The organism is Blautia sp. Marseille-P2398 (assembly GCF_964240315.1).
Lineage (GTDB): Bacteria > Bacillota > Clostridia > Lachnospirales > Lachnospiraceae > Blautia_A > Blautia_A wexlerae.
In genome coordinates this window covers 90628-114451 of the sequence record NZ_CAXSTD010000011.1, presented here as the reverse complement: position 1 = coordinate 114451, position 23824 = coordinate 90628, and the positions used below count along the sequence as shown (strand labels likewise).

Annotated in this window: 16 protein-coding genes and 2 pseudogenes; 13 read left to right on the top strand and 5 right to left on the bottom strand. The window is 42.2% G+C overall.

The window, feature by feature from the left end:
• Positions 1-21: 21 nt before the first annotated feature.
• From ACESZG_RS13430 to ACESZG_RS13420, 3 genes are all read left to right on the top strand, one after another.
• A complete protein-coding gene (locus ACESZG_RS13430) occupies positions 22-1755 on the top strand; it encodes an ABC transporter ATP-binding protein (protein WP_173720956.1) in 1734 nt (577 codons plus the stop codon).
• Positions 1748-3631, top strand: coding sequence for an ABC transporter ATP-binding protein (locus ACESZG_RS13425; protein ID WP_118593377.1), 1884 nt, complete (start codon positions 1748-1750; stop codon positions 3629-3631). The genes ACESZG_RS13430 and ACESZG_RS13425 overlap by 8 nt, the downstream gene beginning before the upstream one ends.
• A 179-nt stretch (positions 3632-3810) precedes the next feature.
• On the top strand, positions 3811-4818 hold the full coding sequence (locus ACESZG_RS13420; RefSeq protein ID WP_373218530.1) for a GTP-binding protein: 1008 nt from the start codon (positions 3811-3813) through the stop codon (positions 4816-4818).
• 447 nt (positions 4819-5265) lie between these two features.
• Here the strand turns inward: ACESZG_RS13420 and ACESZG_RS13415 are convergent, their stop codons facing one another.
• Complete coding sequence (locus ACESZG_RS13415) at positions 5266-8598, bottom strand: TRAP transporter large permease subunit (protein ID WP_373218528.1); 3333 nt, start codon at positions 8596-8598, stop codon at positions 5266-5268.
• Entirely contained in the window at positions 8599-9153 is a 555-nt protein-coding gene (locus ACESZG_RS13410; protein ID WP_008705255.1) for a TRAP transporter small permease, read from the bottom strand.
• Between the two features lie 1055 nt (positions 9154-10208).
• On the opposite strand from ACESZG_RS13410, the gene ACESZG_RS13405 reads away from it, so the two are divergent.
• The 7 genes from ACESZG_RS13405 to ACESZG_RS13375 all read left to right on the top strand — a co-directional run bounded on the left by ACESZG_RS13405 (position 10209) and on the right by ACESZG_RS13375 (position 19054).
• Positions 10209-10601: a VOC family protein gene (locus tag ACESZG_RS13405; RefSeq protein ID WP_020993212.1), complete on the top strand. Its 393-nt coding sequence runs from the start codon at positions 10209-10211 to the stop codon at positions 10599-10601.
• Between the two features lie 154 nt (positions 10602-10755).
• Positions 10756-12588 carry a sensor histidine kinase gene (locus tag ACESZG_RS13400; RefSeq protein ID WP_373218526.1) on the top strand — a complete coding sequence of 611 codons (1833 nt, stop codon included), beginning with the start codon at positions 10756-10758 and terminating at the stop codon, positions 12586-12588.
• A complete protein-coding gene (locus ACESZG_RS13395) occupies positions 12588-14201 on the top strand; it encodes a response regulator (RefSeq protein ID WP_271728203.1) in 1614 nt (537 codons plus the stop codon). The genes ACESZG_RS13400 and ACESZG_RS13395 overlap by 1 nt, the downstream gene beginning before the upstream one ends.
• A 227-nt stretch (positions 14202-14428) precedes the next feature.
• On the top strand, positions 14429-15724 hold the full coding sequence (locus tag ACESZG_RS13390) for an ABC transporter substrate-binding protein (RefSeq protein WP_271728202.1): 1296 nt from the start codon (positions 14429-14431) through the stop codon (positions 15722-15724).
• A gap of 99 nt (positions 15725-15823) precedes the next feature.
• A complete protein-coding gene (locus ACESZG_RS13385) occupies positions 15824-16708 on the top strand; it encodes a carbohydrate ABC transporter permease (RefSeq protein ID WP_008705245.1) in 885 nt (294 codons plus the stop codon).
• Positions 16705-17544 (top strand): carbohydrate ABC transporter permease, encoded by an 840-nt coding sequence (locus ACESZG_RS13380; protein ID WP_025580899.1) that lies wholly within the window; start codon positions 16705-16707, stop codon positions 17542-17544. The genes ACESZG_RS13385 and ACESZG_RS13380 overlap by 4 nt, the downstream gene beginning before the upstream one ends.
• 118 nt (positions 17545-17662) lie before the next feature.
• On the top strand, positions 17663-19054 hold the full coding sequence (locus ACESZG_RS13375; protein WP_055153225.1) for a GH32 C-terminal domain-containing protein: 1392 nt from the start codon (positions 17663-17665) through the stop codon (positions 19052-19054).
• Between the two features lie 37 nt (positions 19055-19091).
• Here the strand turns inward: ACESZG_RS13375 and ACESZG_RS13370 are convergent.
• Positions 19092-19298: pseudogene (locus ACESZG_RS13370) on the bottom strand (DUF6783 domain-containing protein).
• Here ACESZG_RS13370 and ACESZG_RS13365 point away from each other — a divergent pair.
• A pseudogene (locus ACESZG_RS13365) lies at positions 19257-19385 on the top strand (DUF6783 domain-containing protein); the annotation flags it as partial. The pseudogenes ACESZG_RS13370 and ACESZG_RS13365 sit on opposite strands and share 42 nt — an antisense overlap.
• Here ACESZG_RS13365 and ACESZG_RS13360 read toward each other — a convergent pair.
• The gene (locus ACESZG_RS13360) at positions 19382-20605 is read right to left on the bottom strand and encodes a dicarboxylate/amino acid:cation symporter (protein WP_118566374.1); all 1224 of its coding nucleotides are present in this window, start codon (positions 20603-20605) and stop codon (positions 19382-19384) included. The pseudogene ACESZG_RS13365 and the gene ACESZG_RS13360 sit on opposite strands and share 4 nt — an antisense overlap.
• Positions 20606-20778: 173 nt before the next feature.
• On the opposite strand from ACESZG_RS13360, the gene ACESZG_RS13355 reads away from it, so the two are divergent.
• Positions 20779-22251 (top strand): transposase, encoded by a 1473-nt coding sequence (locus ACESZG_RS13355; protein ID WP_118521990.1) that lies wholly within the window; start codon positions 20779-20781, stop codon positions 22249-22251.
• 165 nt (positions 22252-22416) lie between these two features.
• On the opposite strand, the gene ACESZG_RS13350 is transcribed toward ACESZG_RS13355, so the two are convergent.
• A complete protein-coding gene (locus tag ACESZG_RS13350; protein ID WP_025580908.1) occupies positions 22417-22932 on the bottom strand; it encodes a DUF2798 domain-containing protein in 516 nt (171 codons plus the stop codon).
• Positions 22933-23352: 420 nt separating this feature from the next.
• Between ACESZG_RS13350 and ACESZG_RS13345 the strand changes: the two genes are divergently transcribed.
• Positions 23353-23745, top strand: coding sequence for a VOC family protein (locus ACESZG_RS13345; protein ID WP_019163158.1), 393 nt, complete (start codon positions 23353-23355; stop codon positions 23743-23745).
• Positions 23746-23824: the final 79 nt, after the last annotated feature.

Sequence of the window (23824 nt, the reverse complement as noted above, 5' to 3'; positions counted from 1 at the left end):
ATAAGGAGGACATTGACGAAGATGAATAAGAAACTTTTACGTTCAGTCCGGGAATACAAGAAGCAGTCTGTACTGGCTCCGGTCCTTGTAATCCTGGAAGTACTGATGGAAGTTCTGATTCCTCTGGAGATGGCGAAGATTATCGACGTAGGTATTGCAAACGGAGATATGAGCTATATCATCCAGCGTGGAGTCATCCTTGTTGCAATGGCAATGCTTTCCCTGTTCTTCGGCGTACAGGCCGGAAATATGGCGGCAGTTGCAGCAGCAGGATATGCGAAGAATTTACGACACGATATTTTTTATAAGGTGCAGGATTTTTCCTTTAAAAATATCGACCACTTTTCAACATCAGGTCTGGTCACACGACTGACCACTGATATCACAAATGTACAGCAGGCATACATGATGAGTATTCGCCTTCTTGCCAGGGCACCGTTTATGATCATCCTGTCATGGATTATGACACTGACGATCAACAAACCGATCGCAGTGCTTTTCCTGATAGTTGTTCCTGTCCTTGGCGGTACACTGATCTTTATTGCGAAAAAGGCACATCCGCATTTCATCAAGGTCTTTGATGAATATGACAACCTGAACAATTCCGTTCAGGAGAATGTAAATGCCTCACGTGTAGTTAAGGCTTTCGTAAGAGAGGACTATGAGATTGAGAAATTCCATGGAATTTCCAGATATGTTTATAATCTGTTTACTAAAGCAGAGAAAATCGTTGCATGGAACTCACCGGTTATGATGTTTGTCATGTATACTGTAATCATTATCATTGTTGCAATTGGCGGAAGAGGTATTGTTCTCGGTGGCATGGAAACCGGTGAGCTGACAAGTATCATTGTCTACGCACTTCAGATTCTCATGTCCCTGAACATGGTAACTTTCGTGTTTGTTATGATCATGATAGCAGAAGCATCCACAGACCGTATTGTAGAGGTTCTGGATGAAGTTCCTGAGATGCAGGATAAAGCTGATGCAGTAAAGAATGTGGCAGATGGTTCCATTGACTTTAATCATGTAGATTTCAGCTATGCAGGAGAGGGAGGAAATCTTTCCCTGAAGGATGTAAATCTTCATATTAAATCCGGTCAGACAGTAGGTATCATCGGCGGAACCGGAAGTGCAAAGTCTACCCTGGTGCAGCTGATCCCCAGACTCTATGATGTCACAAAGGGTAATGTCCAGGTGGGAGGCGTGGATGTACGCAACTACAATCTGGAAGTACTTCGTGACCAGGTTTCCATGGTACTTCAAAAAAATGTGCTGTTCTCAGGAAGCATCTATGACAATATTCGCTGGGGTGATGAACATGCCAGTGAGGAAGAAGTTCGGAGGGTCTGTAAGCTAGCCCAGGCAGATGGATTCGTCAGTGAGTTCCCGGATGGCTACGATACAATGATTGTTCAGGGTGGTAACAACGTATCCGGCGGTCAGAAGCAGCGTCTGTGTATTGCAAGGGCTCTTCTCAAGAAACCGAAGATCCTGATCCTGGATGACTCTACCAGTGCAGTAGATACAAGAACAGATGCCCTGATACGTAAGGCTTTCCGCGAGGAGATCCCGAACACAACAAAGATTATTATCGCACAGCGAGTTTCTTCTATTGAAGATGCAGATCAGATCATCGTACTGGATGACGGTAAGATCGCAGGTGTGGGTACTTCAGAAGAACTGCTGAAGACAAATGATATTTACAGAGAAGTATATGAATCACAGGTCAAAGGAGGCGGAGACGATGAATAAGAAGAAAAAATTAGATCAGAACACCATCCAAACTGCCAAAAGACTTCTGAAATATATGACAGGAACCCATAAGATACAGTTTATCATCGTATTTATCTGCATCTTTATCAGTTCCGCAGCAAGTATTGCAGTATCCCTGTCCCTGAAATTTCTGCTGGATGACTTTATCATTCCGCTGATCGGACAGACGGATCCGAACTTTGCAGAACTCTATAAGGCACTTGCAGTCCTTGGCTGTATTTTTGCACTTGGTGTGATTGCCACATTTATTTATACCCGAATGATGGTTTATATCGGTCAGGGTGTGCTTAAAAGTGTCCGTGATGATATGTTCGAGCATATGCAGACTCTTCCAATCCGCTATTTCGACCAGAATACAAACGGATCTGTCATGAGCCTCTATACTAACGATACAGATACCCTGCGACAGATGATCAGTCAGGCGATCCCACAGGCACTGATGGCACTGTTTACGATCGTGGTTACCTTTATTTCCATGTTACTGTTAAGTCCGCTGCTTACGATTCTGGCAGTTGTGATCATCTTTATCATGCTGAAGGTTACCAATAAGATTGGTTCCAACAGTGGAAAATATTTCATCCGTCAGCAGGTATCTCTGGCAGATGTGACCGGTTTCGTGGAAGAACGAATGAATGGTCAGCGTGTGGTAAAAGTTTTCAACCACGAAGATAAATCAAAAGAAGAATTCGATAAACTCAATGAAGCACTTTTCGAGAGCTCCGCAAATGCCAATAAATACGGAAATATGATGGGACCGGTGATCGGTAACATCGGTAACCTGCAGTTCGTACTGACAGCAGTACTTGGGGGACTTCTCTCTGTAACAGGTGTGGGCGGCATCACCCTCGGTGTTATAGCTTCCTATTTACAGTTCACCAAGAGCTTTACCCAGCCATTCATGCAGGTGGCACAGCAGTTCAACGCCATCATTATGGCACTTGCAGGTGCAGAACGTATCTTCAGGCTCATTGACGAGAAGCCGGAAGAGGATGAAGGTTACGTAGAACTTGTTAATGCAAGAAAGGATGCCAGCGGCAATATCACAGAATGCAAAGAGAGAACAGGTATGTGGGCATGGAAACATCCACATTCTGCAGATGGTTCCGTTACTTATACAGAACTGACAGGAGATGTCCGATTCGAAGATGTTACATTCGGATATAACCCGGATAAAGTTATTCTGAAAGACATCAGCCTCTTCGCCAAACCGGGACAGAAACTTGCTTTCGTAGGCTCTACAGGTGCAGGAAAGACAACCATCACAAATCTGATCAACCGTTTCTACGATATTCAGGAAGGTAAGATCCGTTACGATGGAATCAATATTACCAAGATTAAGAAGGATGACCTGAGACGTTCTCTGGGAATCGTACTTCAGGATACTCACCTGTTTACAGGAACTATTAAAGAAAACATCCGCTACGGTAAACTGGATGCCACAGATGAGGAAGTATACGAGGCAGCAAGACTGGCTCATGCAGACCAGTTTATCAAAATGCTTCCAAAAGGATACGATACCATGTTAAGCGGAGACGGTGAGGAACTGTCCCAGGGACAGCGCCAGCTTCTCTCCATTGCAAGAGCAGCAGTAGCCAATCCGCCTGTACTGATCCTGGATGAAGCAACTTCAAGTATTGATACCCGTACAGAGAGTATCGTACAGAAAGGTATGGATAACCTGATGAAAGGCCGTACTGTATTTGTAATCGCCCATCGACTTTCAACCATCAGAAACAGCGATGCCATCATCGTACTGGATCATGGAAAGATCATTGAAAGAGGCGACCATGAAGACCTCATTAAGTTAAAAGGAACTTATTATCAGCTTTATACCGGTAAGCTGGAATTGTCATAAGGAACTATCAGAAAGACTGCAATTATTTCAGAACATGAATAATTGTGGTCTTTCTTTGCGGGCGTTGCGTTTTCTGCGTTATAATGCTATGATCGTACAGGTATGTGGATCACAGATGATGAAGTTCCGGTTTACGGATAAAAAAGAAAAATTATGCAGCAGCAAGGGAGAGATATACGATGGTAAAGATAGATCTGATCACTGGTTTTCTTGGTTCAGGGAAGACGACGTTTATCAGGAAGTATGCGCAGTATCTGATGGATGCTGGTAATAATATTGGAATTCTGGAGAATGATTACGGGGCTGTGAATGTGGATATGATGTTGCTTCAGGATCTGATGGGAGAGAACTGTGAGCTGGAGATGATCTCAGGAGGGTGTGATAAGGACTGCCACAGGAGGAGATTTAAGACGAAACTGATTGCTATGGGTATGTGCGGTTATGACCGTGTGATCGTGGAGCCGTCTGGGATTTTTGATGTGGATGAGTTCTTTGATATTCTTCATGAGGAGCCGTTAAACCGTTGGTATCAGATTGGGAATGTGATTGCAATTGTGGATTCTAAGCTGGAGCGTGATTTGTCAGAGGAGGCGGATTTCATTCTGGCTTCTGAGGTGGCAGATGCCGGATGCATTGTGATGAGCAAGAGCCAGGACGCATCACCCGAGGAAATCCAGGGTACGATTGAGCATGTGAATCAGGCGTTGGAGAAGGTTCATTGCAGCAGGAGATTTTGCTGTGAAATGGATGATGTGGATACAGTTAATATTATCCACAAGAACTGGGAGGAAATGTCGAAAGAGGACTTTGACAGAATCGCATCCTGTGGATATGTGATGGCAAGCTACAGGAAACCGGAGTTTGAGGCAGAGGATGCCTTTACTTCTCTGTACTTTATGAATGTGAAGATGACTGAGAAGGAGCTTCGGGAAGCGGCTGAGAAGATTCTGTCTGATCCTGAATGTGGGCGTGTGTTCCGGATGAAGGGATTTATGAGAGTAGACAGTGACAGCGAAGACGGTTCTGGACTATCTGCATGGGCAGAGTGCGATAGACGGCAGTGGATTGAATTAAATGCTACGAAGAATGAAATTACAATCCGACCGCTTCATGTAGGACAGGAGGTCCTGATCGTGATTGGAGAAGAACTGCATGAGGAGAAAATTAAATCCTATCTGAAAATCTGAGATTTAAATTTACAAAAAGGGCACTTGAAAAATCAGGTGCCCCATTGTATAATCTACTTAGAAGATGACCGGAAGCGTGTTCCGGTTGCCCTCGGTATAATTAATGAGTAAAGAAATTAAGCATCCAACTTTGGGCGGTGGGATGCTTATTTCTTTTTATGTTGATCTATGTAAGTCAATGCCGTAAAAATTACTAACAATAAAGTAAGGACTTCCATTGTGTTCATCGGGCATCACCCTCCTTTCGTGAAACTGGAGGGCAGGGGTCGAAACTTCGCATCCGGGTCTGTTCAATTATACTTGTTCAGTATAACGTGAAAAATAGAAGATATCAAGTACTTTACGTTCTATATTATTAAAAACAAAACAGGGTATGAAGTTCATCGTAATCTGATGAAACTTCATACCCTGTTCATTTATTTTTATGGAGTTTTGTAACCGTAAGGATTATTTGGTAAACAGATCAACCAGATCCTGGCCGTCTTCGTAGCCCTGGCTCTTCAGCTCATTTACGAACCAGTCGTCTACGCCGTCTACAGCTTTCTTGAAGGAATCGATATCCATATCAGCTTTCTCTGTGAAGGTTACGCCGTTTTTGGATTCCCAGCGTTCTTTAATCTCATTGTCGCTGGAACGGTTGATGTAACGTTCGTATTCAACTGCCTTCTGACCGCATTCATCAACAACTGCCTGTTGTTGTGGTGTGAGGCCGTCGTAGATATCCTGATTGATGCAGAAGAACAGACAGTCATAAATTGCATCCCACATGGAACAGTAAGGCTGAACCTCCTGAACGCTTGCTGCGTCAATAGCAGGAAGTGGATTTTCCTCACCCTCAACCGTGTTCTGCTGAAGTGCTGTGTAAGTTTCTGACCAGTTCATGTTTGTGGCATCAGCACCCCATCTCTTGTAGCATTCCATCAGAAGGTTGGAACCTGCTACACGGACCTTCAGGTTCTTCATATCATCTACAGATTTGATTTCATGTTTGCTGTTTGTGATCTCGCGGAAACCGTTCTCTGCAATACCCATGCAGTGGAGTCCGTATTCGCCAAGGATTTCTTTCAGTTTTTCACCAGCTTCGCCATCGAATTTCGCATCTGCATCGTCGTAAGAATCATAGACGAATGGAAGAGAAACAACGTTGAAACGTGGATCAAATGCAGAGTAGATCAGGTTGGAGTGCATGGAGATCTGAACCGGGTCCCCATTCATCAGAGCCTGAATACCTTCGGACTGGTTGCCGTTTGTAAGCTGGTCAGCTGCATAAATATTGACTTTAACCTTTCCGCCTGTAGCTTTTTCCATCAGTTCACCGAACTTACGTCCGCCGTCAGCCCAGGTACTTGTCTCAGTAGTGGAGCATGCGAAGTTCCAGGTTGTTTCCGGCCAGTCCAGATTACTGTAATCTTCCACTGTGTTGAAGGAGTCCTTTGTGAAAAGATCAACCAGATCCTGGGCATCGTCATAGCCCTGGCTCTTCAGTTCGTTTACAAACCAGTCATCGATACCGTCAACTGCTTCTTTGAAGGAGTCGATGTCCATGTCTTCTTTTTCTGTGATTGTTACACCGTTCTGGCTTGCCCAGCGTTCTTTGATCTCGTCATCTCCGGAGCGGTTGATGTAACGCTCATATTCAACTGCTTTCTGTCCTGCCTCGTCAACAACTTCCTGCTGTTGTGGTGTGAGACTGTTGTAGATGTCTTCGTTGATACAGAAGAACAGGCAGTCATAAATTGCATCCCACATAGAGCAGTAAGGCTGAACCTCCTGAACACTTGCAGCGTCGATAGCGGGAAGCGGATTCTCCTGACCTTCTACTGTGTTCTGCTGAAGTGCTGTGTAAGTTTCAGACCAGTTCATGTTTGTGGCATCAGCGCCCCATCTCTTGTAGCATTCCATCAGAAGGTTGGAGCCTGCTACACGAACCTTCAGGTTCTTCATATCGTCTACAGATTTAATCTCATGTTTGCTGTTTGTGATTTCGCGGAAACCGTTCTCTGCAATACCCATGCAGTGGAGTCCGTACTCACTGAGGATTTCTTTCAGCTTTGCACCTGCTTCGCCATCGAATTTCGCATCTGCATCGTCATAAGAATCATAGACGAACGGAAGAGAAACAACGTTGAAACGTGGATCAAATGCAGAGTAGATCAGGTTGGAGTGCATGGAGATCTGAACCGGGTCCCCATTCATCAGAGCCTGAATACCTTCGGACTGGTTGCCGTTTGTAAGCTGGTCAGCAGCGTAAATGTTGACTTTGACTTTGCCACCTGTGGCTTTTTCCATCAGTTCACCGAACTTACGTCCGCCGTCAGCCCATGTACTTGTCTCAGTAGTGGAGCATGCGAAGTTCCAGGTCATTTCCGGCCAGTCAAGGTCGCTGTAATCTGCGATTGTGTCAAAGGAGTTATTGCCGTCTCCTGCCTCCTTGGAAGCTGTGTCAGAGGAAGCGGAGGACTGATCACCTGTGTAGGAGCCTTCTTTTGCAAGAGCTTTTGGAAGGAAAGTGGAGGTGATCGGGATGTATGTAACGATCAGAAGAACTGCAACGCAGGCTACGATCATTGGCACAACTGCCCTTGAGATCTCCTGCAGAGTAACTTCCAGACCTTTTTTGATCTTGATGCTGATTGCTACGAAAAGGTTTACGCCTACAGGAGGAGTTACCTGTCCGATTGCAAGGTTTACAGTTGCCATAACACCGAATGCTACTATATCGTATCCAAGAGCCTTACATACAGGAAGCATAATCGGGATGAAGATGTACATAGCGGAGTTTGCATCGATGAAGCATCCTGCGATCAGGAAGATGATATTTACAATCAGCAGGAAGGTAAACTGGTTATGTGCGATGCTTCCAAGTAAATTGGAGGCGGCATCTGCAATACCGAATTTGGTACATACAAAGGAGAACAGAGAGGCACTTGCTACGATGAGCATGATACCGCCGGTTGTCTTTGCTGAGTCTACCAGAATGTCAAACATATCGCGGAAGGAAACTTCGCGGTAGATGACCATACCTACGAAGAGTCCGTATACAACGGATACGGCTGCTGCTTCTGTTGGTGTGAAGATACCGCCGTAGATACCGCCCAGAATGATGACCGGCATCAGGAATCCCCAGAAAGCATCTTTAAAAGCGTCCCAGCGTTCTTTGCCTGAGGCTTTTTCTCTGGATGGTTTGATGTTGTGTTTCTTTGCTTCCAGCATTACTACGATTACCAGTGCCACGCCCATAAGAAGACCTGGTACGATACCTGCCATGAACATATCTGCGATGGATGTGCCTGTGATGGAGGCATATACAACGAAGGCGATACTTGGCGGGATGACAATGGCGATGGAGCTTGAGGTTGCCATCAGTGCTGTGGAGAATGGTGCGGAGAAACCGCCCTGTTCTACCATTGCAGGGATCAGTACGGCGCCAAGAGCTGCAACAGTTGCAGGGCCGGAACCGGAGATGGCGCCGAAGAAGCAGGCTACGATAACACATACGATGGCGATACCGCCTTTTTTGTGGCCTACGCAGGTATCAACGAATTTGATCAGTCGTTTGGAGATACCGGCTTTTGCCATGATGTTTCCTGACAGTACGAAGAATGGGATTGCCAGGAGCAGGAATTTGCTGATTCCTGAGTACATGTTGGTTGCTACGATCGTCAGGGATGTACCGGAGTAGAGGATTGCGCATACGGAGGAAAGTCCGAGGCAGATTCCGATGGGTACACCCAGGATCAGGAATATGAAGAAGGAGATAAATAAGATTGCACTGATCATTTATTTGGCCTCCTTTTTGTCTGTTGTGATTGTGTTCATGTTACTTTTTGTGCTGTTGTCGGTATTTTTGGCACTGTCGGTTTTGCAGCAGAAGTCCAGACAGAATTCAATGAAGTGAAGGATCATGCATCCTGCACCGATGGGTACGAAGGACCAGAAGATCCATTCAGGCCAGTTTAATACGAAGGTTCTTTTTCCATTCTGAAGCTGAGTGATTACCTTGTCCATTCCGTATTTGAAAAGGATGACGCTGAAGATGATGCTCAGGACTGTGATCAGGATCACGGATGGTTTCTTCAGTTTCTTTGGAAGACGGTCTGTGACCAGTGTCAGGCTGACCAGTTCTCCTTCGCGGCAGGCCAGTGCGGCTGCCAGCAGGGTGATGAGTACGAATACCGCTACTACAAGTTCTTCTGTGAAGGACCAGGAACGGTGGATGACTTTACGGGAAAATACGTTTCCCACAGTCAGCACCAGGATCAGCAGTGTGGAGATCACAAGGACGATCTTTTCTACTGCAGCCAGTGCGTTCATGATTTTTTTGTAGATTTTCATGCTCTCTACTCCTCTCAAAAAATTTGCTGCTGTTTTTCGGAATTTGGAGCAGATTCAAGGCAGATGGAATGTAATGGTTATAATATGTAATTAGTTACATTTTTCATCTGTGGTGAATTCTGTTGTCTGCGAAAAACAGAAGTGGTGTTTCGGTTTCAGATCGACAGCCTGGAAAAGAAAGTATGTCTCGTGTGTCAGGGCTTTTTTATGTTATAGGAATATTATGGAGTAATTTCCTATAACATAAAAAAAGTCCGCCCCACGCAGGGACGGACATATGATATTCCGTAACCACCCTGTTTCACCTTTGAAACAAGTACGATTCTGCAACGTACCGATATACGCGGCTCCTGTAACGGGGGGCGGCCGGGGAAGCTTACTGTAAATACGGCAATATCTGTGATGGCTGTATTCAAGGGTTCGGCTTTCCTTCTCGGGGATGATATTCGAAACAGGTCTGTCACTGCATTTCACCGGACTGCAGTTCTCTGAGGACAGGGGGGACTGTTTTTACTGGTTCCCTTCGTTGAATTTATGCGTTATAGGTTTAGCTGTTTAAAAAGCTAAAGCAATTTTAACGCTGTTTGTTTTGAAAGTCAAGAGGTTTTTGTAAGTATTTGGGGGAAGTTTGTTGGTGTGGGGCGTACACAGCGCAAGAGGGGACGCGCGAAGCAGCATCTCTCTGCAGGTTCAGTTCCGGGGGCTAAGTAACTCTAAGGTGGGGGAAATCCGCTAAAAGCATGAAGAAAAATGCAAAACTCGCTCCGTCGCAGACTCCGCTCAGACAGGTTGCTATTTTTCTTTATAACGCGGATTTCCCCCACCTAAGAGTTACTAAGCCCCCTCCAGATTCACCTGCAGAGAGATGCTGCTTCGCGCTGGCTATTGGCTGTGTAAGAGAAAATGGATGAGGTGGTGGGAACGGAGGGGTCAAGTGAAAAGAATCAGTTGTTACTCTTGACAATCGAATGATTTTCTGCGTATATTTTGGATAAGTAAAATTATGAAAATAAATGAGTAAAAGCTACAAAGATGAGCAGAAAGAGGTAAAGATCATGGATTTAAAGAATTATTCAACAGGGGTACAGCATATCGGGATTCCGACAAATGACATTGATAAAACTGTGGAGTTTTATCATAAACTTGGTTTTGAGACTGCATTTGAGACTGTAAATGAGGAAGCGAATGAGAAGGTTGTGTTTCTGAAGCTGGGAACTTTGGTTGTGGAGACTTATGAGAATCATGCGGCGAAGATGGAGCATGGGGCGATTGATCATGTTGCGCTTGATGTGAGAGACATTGAGGAGATTTTCCAGTATATTAATGAAGCTGGTTTAAACTCCACACAGGATACCATTCATTTCCTGCCATTCTGGGAAAATGGTGTAAAATTCTTTACCATTGAGGGTCCGAATAAGGAGAAAGTGGAATTCAGTCAGTATCTGTAAAACAGAAAAAGTTACGGAATATATCTGTATAATAAAATGAAGCAGTAAAGCCGATACATTGACTGGAAGCAGTGTGTCGGCTTTTTGGCTGTCCGGAATAGACCGCAGCAGTGAAAAACGGGAAAAATAAAGGGGCATTAAAGGGAAAAGAGAGATGAAAAATTTAAAGAAGTGGTATATTAATCTGTCGATACAGAGAAAAATTCTGTATTGTACGTTAGGGGTAGCATTGGTTGTTCTGTTGGCTGCCAGTGTTTCGCAGTATATGTCTGCATCTTCAATTGTGACAGAACAGACAAGGAAGCAGTCTGCGGGAGTGGTGAACGAGTTGTCGGTGAATTTGGATCATTATTTTGATATAGTGAGGAATTCATTTGAGTATATTGCAAATAACAATACGGTTCAGGAGGAATTGGAGTCTGATGAACCATATAAATCGGATGGCACAGAGCTGTATTCCTATTATTCAAGATCAGGGCAGATCAGAAGGCTGCTTTTGCAGGGATATACAAGTATTTATATGAATGATATCCAGCTGTATGGTTATAACGGAGCAAATCATCTGCTGGCAAATAATCATGAGATTAATGAAAATACCGCTCAGACATCCTGTGAACTGGCGGAGCAGGCAAAAGGACGCTGTATTTATTATAATGCTTCTGAGGAAGGTCTGATGTATATGGCAAAGCAGATCAAAGATTCTCTGACTATGAAGCCAGTGGGAATATTGAGAGCATCTATTAAGCTGAGCTATCTGAAAAAAATGACGATCACAGCCAGAGATTCTTTGGCTGCACATATTTTTCTTCTGGACAATGACAAAAATGTTCTGATAGAGAGTGCAGAGAATGATGCGACAATCAGTGACAGAAGCTGGATAGAAAAAATATCAGGCAACACAGGAGAATTTCTGTTTACTGCAGATGGACAGGGTTATGACTGTGTATATCAGAGAAGTTCTGACACAGGACTTACAGTTGTAGGAATGATTCCTATGAGTTTCTTGCAGAAAACAGCCAGAGGATTACAGAAAACGACAATCATGCTTATTCTGGCAAGTTTGATGTTGTGTATTTTTCTTGCTAATATTCTGGCAAAGGGAATCGCTGGTCCGATCAAGCGTACAAGTAAAGCAATGCAGCAGTTTGCGGAGGGTGACTTTTCTGTCCGTCTTCCGGAAGGAAGACGTGATGAGATTGGAGCCATGAATTCTGTTTTCAACCAGACGATAGAGAAAATAGAGCAGCTGATAAAACAGGTTGTGGAGATGGAAACAGTTAACAAAGATATTGAATTCCAGGCTTTACAGGCACAGATCAATCCGCATTTTCTTTATAATGTACTGGATACAATCAACTGGATGGCGCGAAAAAAAGGTGAGGATAATATTTGTCGTATGGTTACTTCTATCAGCAGTCTGATGCGTGCAAGTATCAGTAATAAAAGAAGTATGGTTTATATTCGTGAGGAAATAAAATATGTACAGGATTATCTTTACATACAGGAAACCAGATATGGAGATAAATTTACATCTTATATTGAAGTGGATGAGAGATTAAATGAATTAGAGATTCCGAAGATGATTATTCAGACACTGGTGGAAAATGCGGTAGTTCATGGTGTGGAAAATGCGACATGGGACTGTTTCCTTTATGTTTCAGGAGAAATTACAGATGGAATGGCAGTATTTACAGTAAAGGATGATGGAGTTGGAATGTCACAGGAGCAGTTGGAGAAACTGATGGGGACAGAGGAAGAGCCAGATCATGAAGCAGAGCGGACACATACTCATCTGGGAGTGTATGCGGTGAGAAAGAGACTGGATTATGTATATCAGAACAAGGCAAGGATGAGCATTACATCAGAACCGGGGAAGGGAACACAGGTAATACTGGAAATTCCGATGAACGGTAATGTCGGAGTTACTTACAGGAAATACGATGAAACTGTAAATGAAAATAACAAAAAAAGGGGAGACGAGAGATAATGGAATTGCAGGTAATGATATTAGATGATGAATATATTATTCTGGATGGTTTATGTTCGTTTCCATGGAGCGATTATGGATACCGTATATCCGCAACTGCAAGGAACGGATTGGAAGGGCTGGAGAAACTGGAGCAGGCGAAACCGGATCTGATCCTTACAGATGTGAAGATGCCGGGAATGGATGGACTGGATTTTGCAGAAAAAGCACATGAGATTTATCCCAATGCGGTTATAGTGATACTGACAGGATATGACAGTTTTGCCTACGCTCAGAAAGCAATCAGCATTGGTGTGGAAGAATATCTTCTCAAACCGGTGGACTATGATGAGTTAAAGGCAATGGCTGCCCGGATTGCAGGGGAAATTCATGCAAGGAAGGAAAAACAGCAGGAAATCCGGGATCTGAAGAAATATTTCAACAGGTCAGTTCCGCAGCTGAGATCCAAATTTGCGGGAAATCTTCTGTATGGAAGAATCCAGGGAAAAGGAGTTGTAAAAGAGCAGGCAGAATCTCTGAATCTGACAATAGAGAAATATATTGTGTGTGTAGGGCGAAAAGTTGTTGGAGAAAATAAAATCCATACAGGAGATAAATGGATAGAGGAAGTTGCATGCATCAATATTTTTGAGGAAATTTTTAATGATTTTGGAATTCATGTTTTGAGCGATTATAATACAGCAACTGCAGAATATAATTTTATTCTTTTGTTTGAAAAGGAAGAAGAAAACGCAGTATGTATGGAAAAAGCATTGCAGGCATGCAGTAAGATACAGGTAGAAGTAGAACGGTATCTGAAAGCACATATGAATTTTGGATTGAGCGATGTAGAAGTGGACGAATATCAGGCAAATGCACAGTACCGTAAGGCACAGACAGCATGCAGGCAATGTGTTTATCTGGGTACGAATATCATACTCAGATACGAAGATCTGCAATATAAAAAACAGACAGACTTTGTGATTACTTCCGGTGAAAAAACACATTTTATGATGACTTTGTTTCAGGACAGTTTTGAGAAAGCGGAGGATGAACTTCATCAGATGTTTCGAAACGCACCGGAAGATGTATCTCCGGTGAAATTTGCAGCAATGGATTTACTTTTGGGATGTATGAAATTTCCATATATCTGTGCAGTTGACAGTGAAATTCATAATAAAAACTGGAATCTTTCTGTGCTTCAGGATGGAATAAAAAGAATCTGTCAGTGCGAGAACACAGAAGAGGTGTTGAATTGTCTGCTGAATCTGTTTGGAACGCTGATTAAACAGAATACAGAAGGAACTGATGAACGGAACCGGAAACTGGTTCAGAGTGTTCTTTCTTACATTGAGAAGAATTATTCAGGAGATTTATCTATGGATGATCTGACTGAGAAATTCCATGTAAGCAGAACCTATATCAGCCGCCTTCTTAAGAAATATGCCGGAAAGAGTTTTCTGGAATATCTGACAGATGTCCGGTTCCAACAGGTGGAGAAACTGATTGCAGATAATAAATATAAACAATATGAAATCGCAGAAATGGTAGGATACAAAGACTTTGGATATTACATAAAAGTATTCAAAAAGCGTTACGGTATTACACCCAATGAATTCAGGAAATATATATAAACAGCGAGGTTAACTGTATCAGGTAAGTCATTTAATCGAATCAGGCAAGTAGCGAGGCGGATGATTTTATCTGCCTGACGATAGAACAGGAGATTTGTGCACAGTATAAAATTTGTGCACAAATCTCCTATTTTTACTTTTATTTCCAATTGTTTATAAAAGGCAGAAAGACTAAAATAAAATCATCAAGAACGAGGAAACACAAATTAAAAGGAGGAAACAAGTAAATGAGGAAAATGAAAAAAGTGTTATCACTTGCCATGACGGCAGCTATGACAGCCAGTCTTCTGACAGGCATGGGAGCAGTTACAGCTTCTGCGAAGAAATCGGACGATGGAAAAAGAACGAAGATTACTGCTTTATTAAAAGGTACAGAGTCTACAGAACAGTATAAGACATTTGATTATCTTCTTAAAAATTTCTGTGATGAAAAAGGTCTGGATTATGAAATTGAACTTGTAAACGATATGCAGGATTATTTTACAAAACTCCAGATGTATATTAACAGTGATACACTTCCGGATATTTTTGGATGCCCGAACGGAACACTTTCTAAAGCATGCAAAGATATTGATGCACTGGTTAATGTGGGAGATGAACTTGAAAGAAACGGATATGATGAGAAATTAAATGGTGCGATCAGAGATTTCCTTACAGATGCAGACGACGGAAATCTGTATCTCTTCCCACAGGGATTGTACTGTGAGTATTTTATGTACAGAAAAGATATCTTTGAAAAAGCAGGAATCAAAGATGCTCCGACAACATGGGAAGAATTTGAAGAAGATTGCCAGAAAATTGCAGATCAGGGCGAGATTCCGGTTATTGTGGGAGGTTCTGATGCATGGCAGCTGATGAGATATCTTTCTTTCTCACCATGGAGAGTAACTGGTTCTGAATTTATTCAGGGTTATCAGGCTGGAACAGATTCTTTCAGTGACAATGAGTCTGCAAAATATGCAGTAAATCTTCTTTCTGATCTTGGAACAAAAGGTTATTTTGAACCAGGATTTGCAAGTGTAGATTTTACCTCTGCATGTAACTTATTCTTTGGTGGTTCCGGTGCAATCTTCTATACAGGCTCCGGACAGATCAGCCTTGCAGAAGAAATGTATGACAATGGTGAACTTGGATTCTTCCCTGTGCCGGATACAGAAGGAATGGACAATATGTCTACTAACATACCGGTTCATGCAGGTTTTGCGGAAGGATTTAATAAGGCAACATATGATGATACAATGCAGGAATTCTTCGATTATATGTGCGAAAACTTTACAGATGCATGCTACAATCAGGCACAGGTTTTCTCACCGTTTAATGAAGAACTTCCGGAAGGACTGCCACAGCTTTACTATGATACACAGCCAATGTTTGAAGATGCAGAAACAGCATGGACTTCCTGGGATGACAAACTGGATTCAGATGTAATGACTAAAATTGTTGATGAACAGCAGCAGCTTGCTCAGGGAATCATAAAACCGGATGAATTTATTAAGACCTGTGATTCTCTGGTAAAGAAATAAAAAAATTTAAGCAGTAGTCTGGAGACTGGCAAAATTTTTGTCAGTCTCTTTGAAAGAAAAGACATAAAACAATTTGATTTTCGGAAAGGAGGGAGCCTCGTGCAGAAAGCATTTGGAAAAAAATCAGTAATTTTCTTATTTATTTTTCCGGCATTTCTTATCTATACGGCATTTGTAATCGTGTCCATTGTATGGGCCGGATATTACAGCTTCTTTGACTGGAGCGGTGTTGGTGAAAAGGTATTTGTAGGCTTCAAAAATTACATTGAACTTCTTACACAGGATGATGTTTTCAGATCTACTGTATGGCATACACTGATTTATACAGTGATCAATGTTGCAATTCAGGTATTTGGAGGTTTATTATTTGCGATTCTCCTCAGTCGTATTAAAAAAGGAAGAGTTGCTTTACAGACTCTGTATTATATTCCGGTAGTTATCTCTTCTGTAGCGATTTGCCAGATTTTTACAAAGTTATTATCAGTAACTCCAACCGGTATTGTGAATCAGGTATTATCATTCATCGATCCATCTCTGAAACTGATGGAGTGGATTTCCAATCCTCAGATTTCACTGTATGTAACAGCTTTTGTAGAAGCATATAAATACCTGGGACTGTATATGGTTATCTTTTATGCAGCACTGATCGGTGTTCCGGATGAACTGGGAGAAGCAGCACTGATCGATGGAGCATCAACATGGCAGGAATATCTTTATGTAAGAATTCCTTATATTAAACCGGTTATCATTGCAAACTGTCTGCTGGTACTGAATGGTTCCCTGAGATCTTTCGAGTTCTCTTATCTGTTAACACATGGAGGACCGGGAAATGCTTCTGAACTTATGACAACTTATATGTATAAACAGGCGTTCAGCAGTATGAAATATGGTTACGGAAGTTCTGTAGCGATCATGATCGTAATCATCTGTATGGTAGTTGGAATGTTATTCCGCAAATTTACAGGAGGAGGGGATGACGAATGAAAAAGAAAAAAACAACCATTCCGAGCATCATTAAATGGGTTATCGCATTAATCCTTGTTGTGATGCAGGTTTATCCTTTCTTCTATGTATTTACTTCAAGTTTTAAGTCACTGGATGATTTCAGACAGTTACCGGCATATGCACTCCCGTCAAAATGGGTACTGACAAACTTTATCAATGTTTTTACAAAAAGCCATATGCTGACTTATTTTAAAAACAGTATCATTGTTTTGATCGGTGTACTGATTCCTCTGCTTTTATTTGCACTGATGGCCGGATTTGCATTAAGCAAAATTAAATTCAAAGGCAGAAAATTTGTCCTTAATTATTTCCTTCTTGGATTGATGCTTCCTATGCAGGTTGCACTGATTCCATTGTTTACTATTTTTAATAAGATGGGACTGATTAATACATACCCGGCAATTATTTTGCCACAGATTGCTTTTTCACTGTCTTATTCCATTCAGCTGTTTTATTCATTCAGCAAATTCTTCCCTGAAGAAATGCTGGAAGCAGCGATCATTGATGGATGTTCACCGATAGGATGTTTCTTTAAGATGGTGGTTCCGATGTCACTGAACTCTATTATCACAGTAGCAACCATGCAGGCAGTATTCTGCTGGAATGAGTATATTAATGCTTATACATTTACCAGATCTACAGATATGAAAACCATTACACTTGGTTTAAATGACTTCGTAGGAAGCATGGGACTGACAGACTGGGGTGGTACATTTGCAGCCATCACTGTAACAGTACTTCCGGTATTTATTTTCTACTTCTTCAGCAGCAAGAAGATGCTGGCAGGTATGACAGCAGGTGCAGTAAAAGGTTGATAATATGCAAGAATTACCTGATAACAGTAGTTTGATTTATGAGTAAATAACAGGCTTGCCGGAAAAGTACAAGCAGGCCTGTAAAGTGAAATAAAGTATAAAAAAGGAGATTAAGACTATGCAGAAATTATACTATCAGTTCCCGGGAACATGGTTTGGCGATTGCATGCCATTTGGACATGGAGATAAATTCTATTTATATCATCAGAGAGATACCAGAAAACCGGGACCATTTGGAGAACCATTTGGCTGGGATCTGGCAACAACTTCTGATTTTGTACATTACGAAGATAAAGGCGTGGCAATTCCGAGAGGAACAGATGAAGAACAGGATCAGTTCATCTTTGCAGGCAGTGTTTTCGAGGCAGAAGGACAGTATCATATTTTCTATACAGGCTATAACCGCGATTATCCGGCACTTGGAAAACCATCTCAGGTTCTGATGCATGCATACAGCGATGATCTTGTAACATGGCACAAAACTCAGGATGCACTTACCTTCACTCCACAGGAAGGCTATGACCCGGATGACTGGAGAGATCCATGGGTGATCCGCGATGAGGAAAATAATCAGTATCTGCTGATCCTTGGCGCAAGATTACAGGGACCAAAGACAAGACAGACAGGAAGAACTGTTAAATTCACATCCAAAGATCTGAAAAACTGGAAGTTTGAAGGAGATTTCTGGGCACCGGATCTCTATACTATGCATGAGATGCCGGACTTATTTAAGATTGGTGACTGGTGGTATCATATTGTGACAGAATACAGTGACAGAAGTAAAATGGTATACCGTATGAGCAAGAGTCTGGAAGGTCCATGGATCGCACCGAAAGATGATGCATTTGACGGCAGATCTTATTATGCAGGACGTACTTTTGAACTGAACGGACAGAGAATCCTCTTTGGCTGGGTTGCTACCAAGGATCAGGATGATGATGACAATAACTTCATCTGGGCAGGAACATTTATGGCACATGAGGTTTACCAGAGAGAAGATGGAACCCTTGGTGTAAGAATTCCGGAAACTGTATGGAATGCATTTGATAAAGAAGAAAAGACAGAAGATTTTGTAATTGATACTCCAACTAAGAGTACAGAAAAAGTAGTTGCAAAAGATACAGGAGATATCTTCAAATTCGAAGCAGATGTGGAATTCACAGAAGGAACTAGAACTTTCGGTGTGAGATTCTATGAAGATGAGGATAAAGCTGAGTCTTACCAGTTCGTATTTAATGTAACAGAAGACAGATATGTATTTGAGAAAAAACCAAACTGGCCATGGCCTGCAAACCAGAATATCGGACTGGAGAGACCGCTGGAACTGGTACCTGGTAAGAAATACAATATCAAAATGATCGTAGATGATACAATTGCTACAATCTATGTAGACGGTGTTGCATTAAATGCAAGAGCATATAAACGTCCGGGAGAAAGTCTGTCACTCTTTGCTTCTGAAGGAAGCCTGAAAGTAACTAACTGCAAGGTTACAACCGGATTAAAGAAATAGAGACAGACAGCAATTTAATCGATAAACCGCGGAGCAGTTATTCGGTGTAGAGTAACGTGACGAAGAGATTGCTGTAAATAAAAAAGTTGCTGTGCGTTTCAGTTATAGAAATGCACAGCAACTTTTTTGCCTTAGAGCGTGTCTGAAAAATCATTCCCGCAATCTGCACGCCCCACTTTGCGGGATATTTCACCCGAATTCAGTTGCTGTAGCCCGCTACGGCGCCATCATCCGGGCAAAATATCCCACAAATTGTGACGCACATCTTGCAGAAAGCCTTTTTCAGACACACTCTAAGTCGATTGGAAAAAACAGCTTTTTTTGCGTTTAATCTTCCAATTTGATTTTCTCTTTCAGAACCACACATCCGGCCATATCTCCGATAACGTTGACGCAGGTTGCGCCCATATCGCAGAGTGTATTAATGCTGATGTAAACGCCCATAACTCCTGCTGGCAGACCTGCCATGGTTGCGAGGGCTGCGAAGGATGCGATGGCACCGCCTGGGATTCCGGGAGTTCCTACTGACAGGAGTACGTTTGCCAGAAGGATTACGATCATCATGGAAATGCTTACGTTAATTCCGCATGCATTGGCGAAGAACATGATCATGAATGACATCAGGATGGATACGGCATCCATGTTTACAGTAGCGCCAAGAGGAATGGCGATACTTGTGATTTTGTTGGATACGCCCATTTCGTCTTCCATACGCTGTTTGCTGATGGGAATGGTTGCTGAACTGGAGCAGGTTCCGAATGCGTTCAGGGCTGCAGGAAGCATTGCTTTGAAGAATTTCACAGGGCTTTCTTTGCCGAGAAATTTTACGGAGCCGCCGTAAATGACCAGGGCAAATCCGAAAAATGCCACATACAGGATGATCAGCTGAGTTGCAAGTGAAATGATGGTTTCTGTACCGTTGGCTTCTACAACAGGAACGATAGTACAGAATACACCGATAGGTGTGAAGTACATAACTGTGCTGATTACTTTCAGGCAGACTTCGTTGCAGGAATCGATCACATTCAGAAGTGCTTTACCTTTTTCACCGATAGCGATAAGTGTGAAGCCTACGATGACTGCGAATACAAGTACCTGAAGCATATTTCCGTTTGCAAAAGCTGCAACCGGGTTGGATGGGATCAGGTTTTTGATGGTGTCCAGAATGCTGGTCATTTCAGTTGCCTGGATGTCGGAAGTTGCCATCTCGAATTTAACACCCTCACCGAGATGGATCAGTCGCGGGATGATCAGTCCTGCCAGGCTGGCAAGTGCTGTGGTGCACAGGAAAAAGATCATGGCACCGGCTGTGATCTTGCCGGTTGTGCGGGCATTACCGATGCTGGAGATACCCATGATAATGGAACAGAAGACCAGTGGAAAGATCATCATGTTCAGGGCATTCATGTAAATGCTTCCTATGAGGCTTGTGACGGTAAGAACCGGTTCGAAACGGTTTGCCAGAAACAGTCCGGTAATGATACCCAGGATCAGTCCGGTAAAGATTGCTGCGGTAATATGTTTTTTGTACCACGAATAGAATTTTTTCATTTGTTCCCTCCTCTTTATTTTCATTTCCTGTAGGCGTTTGCGAAACGCCACAAGCCGCATAAATACGGCATTTTTTGTTACCTATAAACAAATAACTCCTCACCGGATATGGTATAATAGAGTTGACTAAAAACTATAAACCTACATCCAAGAAAGGAGTTATTCTGATACTTATGATACCATATAAACAGCTTTCTTTGGCAGATATTTTTTCAGATTGCCATGAAAAATTTGAAAATGACAAACCTGCTTTTCTTTCTCTATTAGAAACCCATATCGATATTGATGAGTTAATTCCGATTTCTTTTAGAAATCATTTCTATGCATCGACGGGCAGAACCCGTAAATACCCTTTGCAAGCTTTTCTGTGGGCTTTGATTATTCAACGTATTTTCTCTATCCCTACGGATCAGCTTCTCCTGACTTTTCTCGCTTACTCAAAATCACTTCGGGAATTCTGTGGTTTTACTAAAGTCCCAGACGCTTCCAAAATCACCCGATTCAAACAGGATTTTTTAGATGACCTCCAGCTTGTTTTCGATAACCTTGTTGATGTTACCGAGCCTATCTGTCAGGCGATTGACTCTGCAAAAGCGGATATGACCATCTTTGATTCTTCCGGCATAGAAGCATTTGTTACCGAAAATAATCCCAAGTATGCTAACAGGATCATCAAACAGCTTAAGGCATACGCGAAAGCTCAGGGCTTTGATAAATCCTATGATCCTTATAAAGCTGCCTATGGTTCCATGCCTTCTCATGCTTCTGCTAATCCTGAGATTAAGCAGCTCTATATCAATGGGCATTTTTGCTATGTCTTCAAGTTCGGCATTGTCACTAACGGATTGGGCATCATCCGCCACATATCTTTTTATAACAAAAACTTTATGGCTTCACATCCTGATATCGTTGTCGAAAAGAAATCCGATTCCCCTGACGAAGATAAATGTGTTCATGATTCAAAGCTTTTAATCCCCACACTTAAGGACTTCTTTTCCAAGCATCCTTTGATTAATCCAAAAACCTTCCTGGGTGATGCTGCTTTCGATACCGCACAACTCTATAAGAGCCTTCTTACCGGTGACACTTTTGGTAATGACAAACATTTCTCGAAAGCTTATATTCCGCTGAATGCAAGATCCGGACTTGAAAATCTGGATTATTCCATCAATGAAGATGGTATTCCGTGTTGTCCCCATGATCCTTCTTTACAAATGAAGTACGAAGGCACTTCCAAACTTCACAGTGGAGTAACAAGATATAAATTTGTCTGTCCAAGAATGAAATGGATTTATGATAAATCAACTCAAAAATCCCATCGTCATTGTCTCTGTGACAACCCTTGTACTTCTTCTAAATGTGGGTGGATGGTCTACATCTACCCGGAAAAGGATCTTCGTGCTTATCCCGGAACGATCCGCGGCACCGAAAAATGGGATGATACCTATAAAATCAGGACTGTTGTCGAAAGAGATATCAACCACATCAAAGACAATCTCTGTCTTGCAGGACGCCGAACCCAAAATGAGAGGACTCTGCATGCTGATCTGATTCTTGCCGGGATCACACAACTTATTACTGTTGTTCTCGCAGATAAGATCAATCACCACGAATATATTCGAAGCATAAAACCACTCATAGCTTAGGACTTACCACTTTCATAAAGTCCATAGCTTATTAAAGTGCGCCTAACATGTGCGATTATCCATTTTTCATTCCACAAGTCGTGCTCTTCGCGAATTCTTCCTTGTTTTGGTTCAAGGTTACGAACGAGCACCGCGAGTTTCGCAATTACCTATTATTATATGGACTTATTCCGCAAATCCTTGCTGTTCCATTTCATGTTCTATTTTACCTTCATTTTCCTGACTTGCTGATACGAACAGGTGACGGAATACGAATCTGCAGAATGGTCCGACAACCAGGATCTGCAGTGGGTAGGCTATGATGAAGTTCAGGCAGATGGTCTGGAGCCAGATGAAGATGAGATTTGAAGTGATTCCTGAAGATTCGATGGTTCCAAGCAGGCTCATCAGCGGTACCATTGTGCAGACGGTGAAGGTCTGGATGCAGAGGATGATGAAGATCGGGCGGTCAGTTGGTTTGGCTACGCGGAACGCGAAATATTTGGATGTTTTGCTGGCGATGAAGAATGCGCAGAGGAATCCGATGAACCATTCCAGCGGAAAAGAATGCAGTGCGTGACTGAATGTAGCCGCCTGAAGTCCACCGGTGTGGATAGCGACGTTATAAACGCCCATGATAAAGATTATACAGCCGGATGTGATAAGGGTGAAAATAAATTCCTGAAATTTTGTTTTTGGCATAGTTAAGCCCTCCTCATAAAATAATAAAAAACTCCATATAAACGCAAAAATGCCGCCTACCCGTCTGACAATGGATAAGCGACATTTTTTGTCGTATTTATTCTATCAGTTATTGGGATTCTATGTCATGGGAATTTTGCACAAAATATAATCGTGAAATAATAGCTTTAGAGTCTTTTTGACAAAGGGATAGGAACGTTTATTCATGGATGAGTATAAAATAAAGTATAAATAGAAGTTACAAATTCACTTGACAACCGAATAATTTTCTGCGTATATTGTAAAAAAATGAGATATTAAGTGACTGAGAAGTCTGATTATGGTTACTGGTTATTGCGTTCTCAGTAACGGATTATGAAAAGCAGTCTGACATAACGAGCGACAAAAAGTCACAAGGATCAGCAGAAAGGGGCAAAAACTATGGATTTAAAGAACTACTCAACAGGGGTACAGCACATTGGAATTCCGACAAATGACATTGGTAAAACAGTAGAATTTTATCACAAATTAGGTTTTGAAACAGCATTTGAGACAGTAAATGAGGAAGCAAACGAGAAGGTTGTTTTCCTGAAACTGGGAACTCTGGTAGTGGAGACTTATGAGAACCATGCAGCGAAAATGGAGCATGGCGCGATCGATCATGTTGCACTTGACGTAAAAGATATTGAAGAGATTTTCCAGTATATCAATGAAGCTGGTTTAAATTCTACACAAGATACCATTCATTTCCTGCCATTCTGGGAAAATGGAGTGAAGTTCTTTACAATTGAAGGACCGAATAAGGAGAAGGTGGAATTTAGTCAGTATCTGTAAATAAAAAGGAAATAATCATTAAGGGTCGATACATTGACGGAAACAGTGTATCGGCTTTTTTGGTAATGTTGGATTAATA

What these genes read in the sequence shown, in the direction of transcription:
- ACESZG_RS13390 (WP_271728202.1), top strand. Translation starts at nt 14,429, where the DNA reads ATGAGGAAAATGAAAAAAGTGTTATCACTTGCCATGACGGCAGCTATG.
- ACESZG_RS13345 (WP_019163158.1), top strand. Translation starts at nt 23,353, where the DNA reads ATGGATTTAAAGAACTACTCAACAGGGGTACAGCACATTGGAATTCCG.
- ACESZG_RS13415 (WP_373218528.1), bottom strand. Translation starts at nt 8,598, where the DNA reads ATGATCAGTGCAATCTTATTTATCTCCTTCTTCATATTCCTGATCCTG.
- ACESZG_RS13355 (WP_118521990.1), top strand. Translation starts at nt 20,779, where the DNA reads ATGATACCATATAAACAGCTTTCTTTGGCAGATATTTTTTCAGATTGC.
- ACESZG_RS13430 (WP_173720956.1), top strand. Translation starts at nt 22, where the DNA reads ATGAATAAGAAACTTTTACGTTCAGTCCGGGAATACAAGAAGCAGTCT.
- ACESZG_RS13395 (WP_271728203.1), top strand. Translation starts at nt 12,588, where the DNA reads ATGGAATTGCAGGTAATGATATTAGATGATGAATATATTATTCTGGAT.
- ACESZG_RS13360 (WP_118566374.1), bottom strand. Translation starts at nt 20,605, where the DNA reads ATGAAAAAATTCTATTCGTGGTACAAAAAACATATTACCGCAGCAATC.
- ACESZG_RS13425 (WP_118593377.1), top strand. Translation starts at nt 1,748, where the DNA reads ATGAATAAGAAGAAAAAATTAGATCAGAACACCATCCAAACTGCCAAA.
- ACESZG_RS13405 (WP_020993212.1), top strand. Translation starts at nt 10,209, where the DNA reads ATGGATTTAAAGAATTATTCAACAGGGGTACAGCATATCGGGATTCCG.
- ACESZG_RS13380 (WP_025580899.1), top strand. Translation starts at nt 16,705, where the DNA reads ATGAAAAAGAAAAAAACAACCATTCCGAGCATCATTAAATGGGTTATC.
- ACESZG_RS13420 (WP_373218530.1), top strand. Translation starts at nt 3,811, where the DNA reads ATGGTAAAGATAGATCTGATCACTGGTTTTCTTGGTTCAGGGAAGACG.
- ACESZG_RS13350 (WP_025580908.1), bottom strand. Translation starts at nt 22,932, where the DNA reads ATGCCAAAAACAAAATTTCAGGAATTTATTTTCACCCTTATCACATCC.
- ACESZG_RS13375 (WP_055153225.1), top strand. Translation starts at nt 17,663, where the DNA reads ATGCAGAAATTATACTATCAGTTCCCGGGAACATGGTTTGGCGATTGC.
- ACESZG_RS13400 (WP_373218526.1), top strand. Translation starts at nt 10,756, where the DNA reads ATGAAAAATTTAAAGAAGTGGTATATTAATCTGTCGATACAGAGAAAA.
- ACESZG_RS13410 (WP_008705255.1), bottom strand. Translation starts at nt 9,153, where the DNA reads ATGAAAATCTACAAAAAAATCATGAACGCACTGGCTGCAGTAGAAAAG.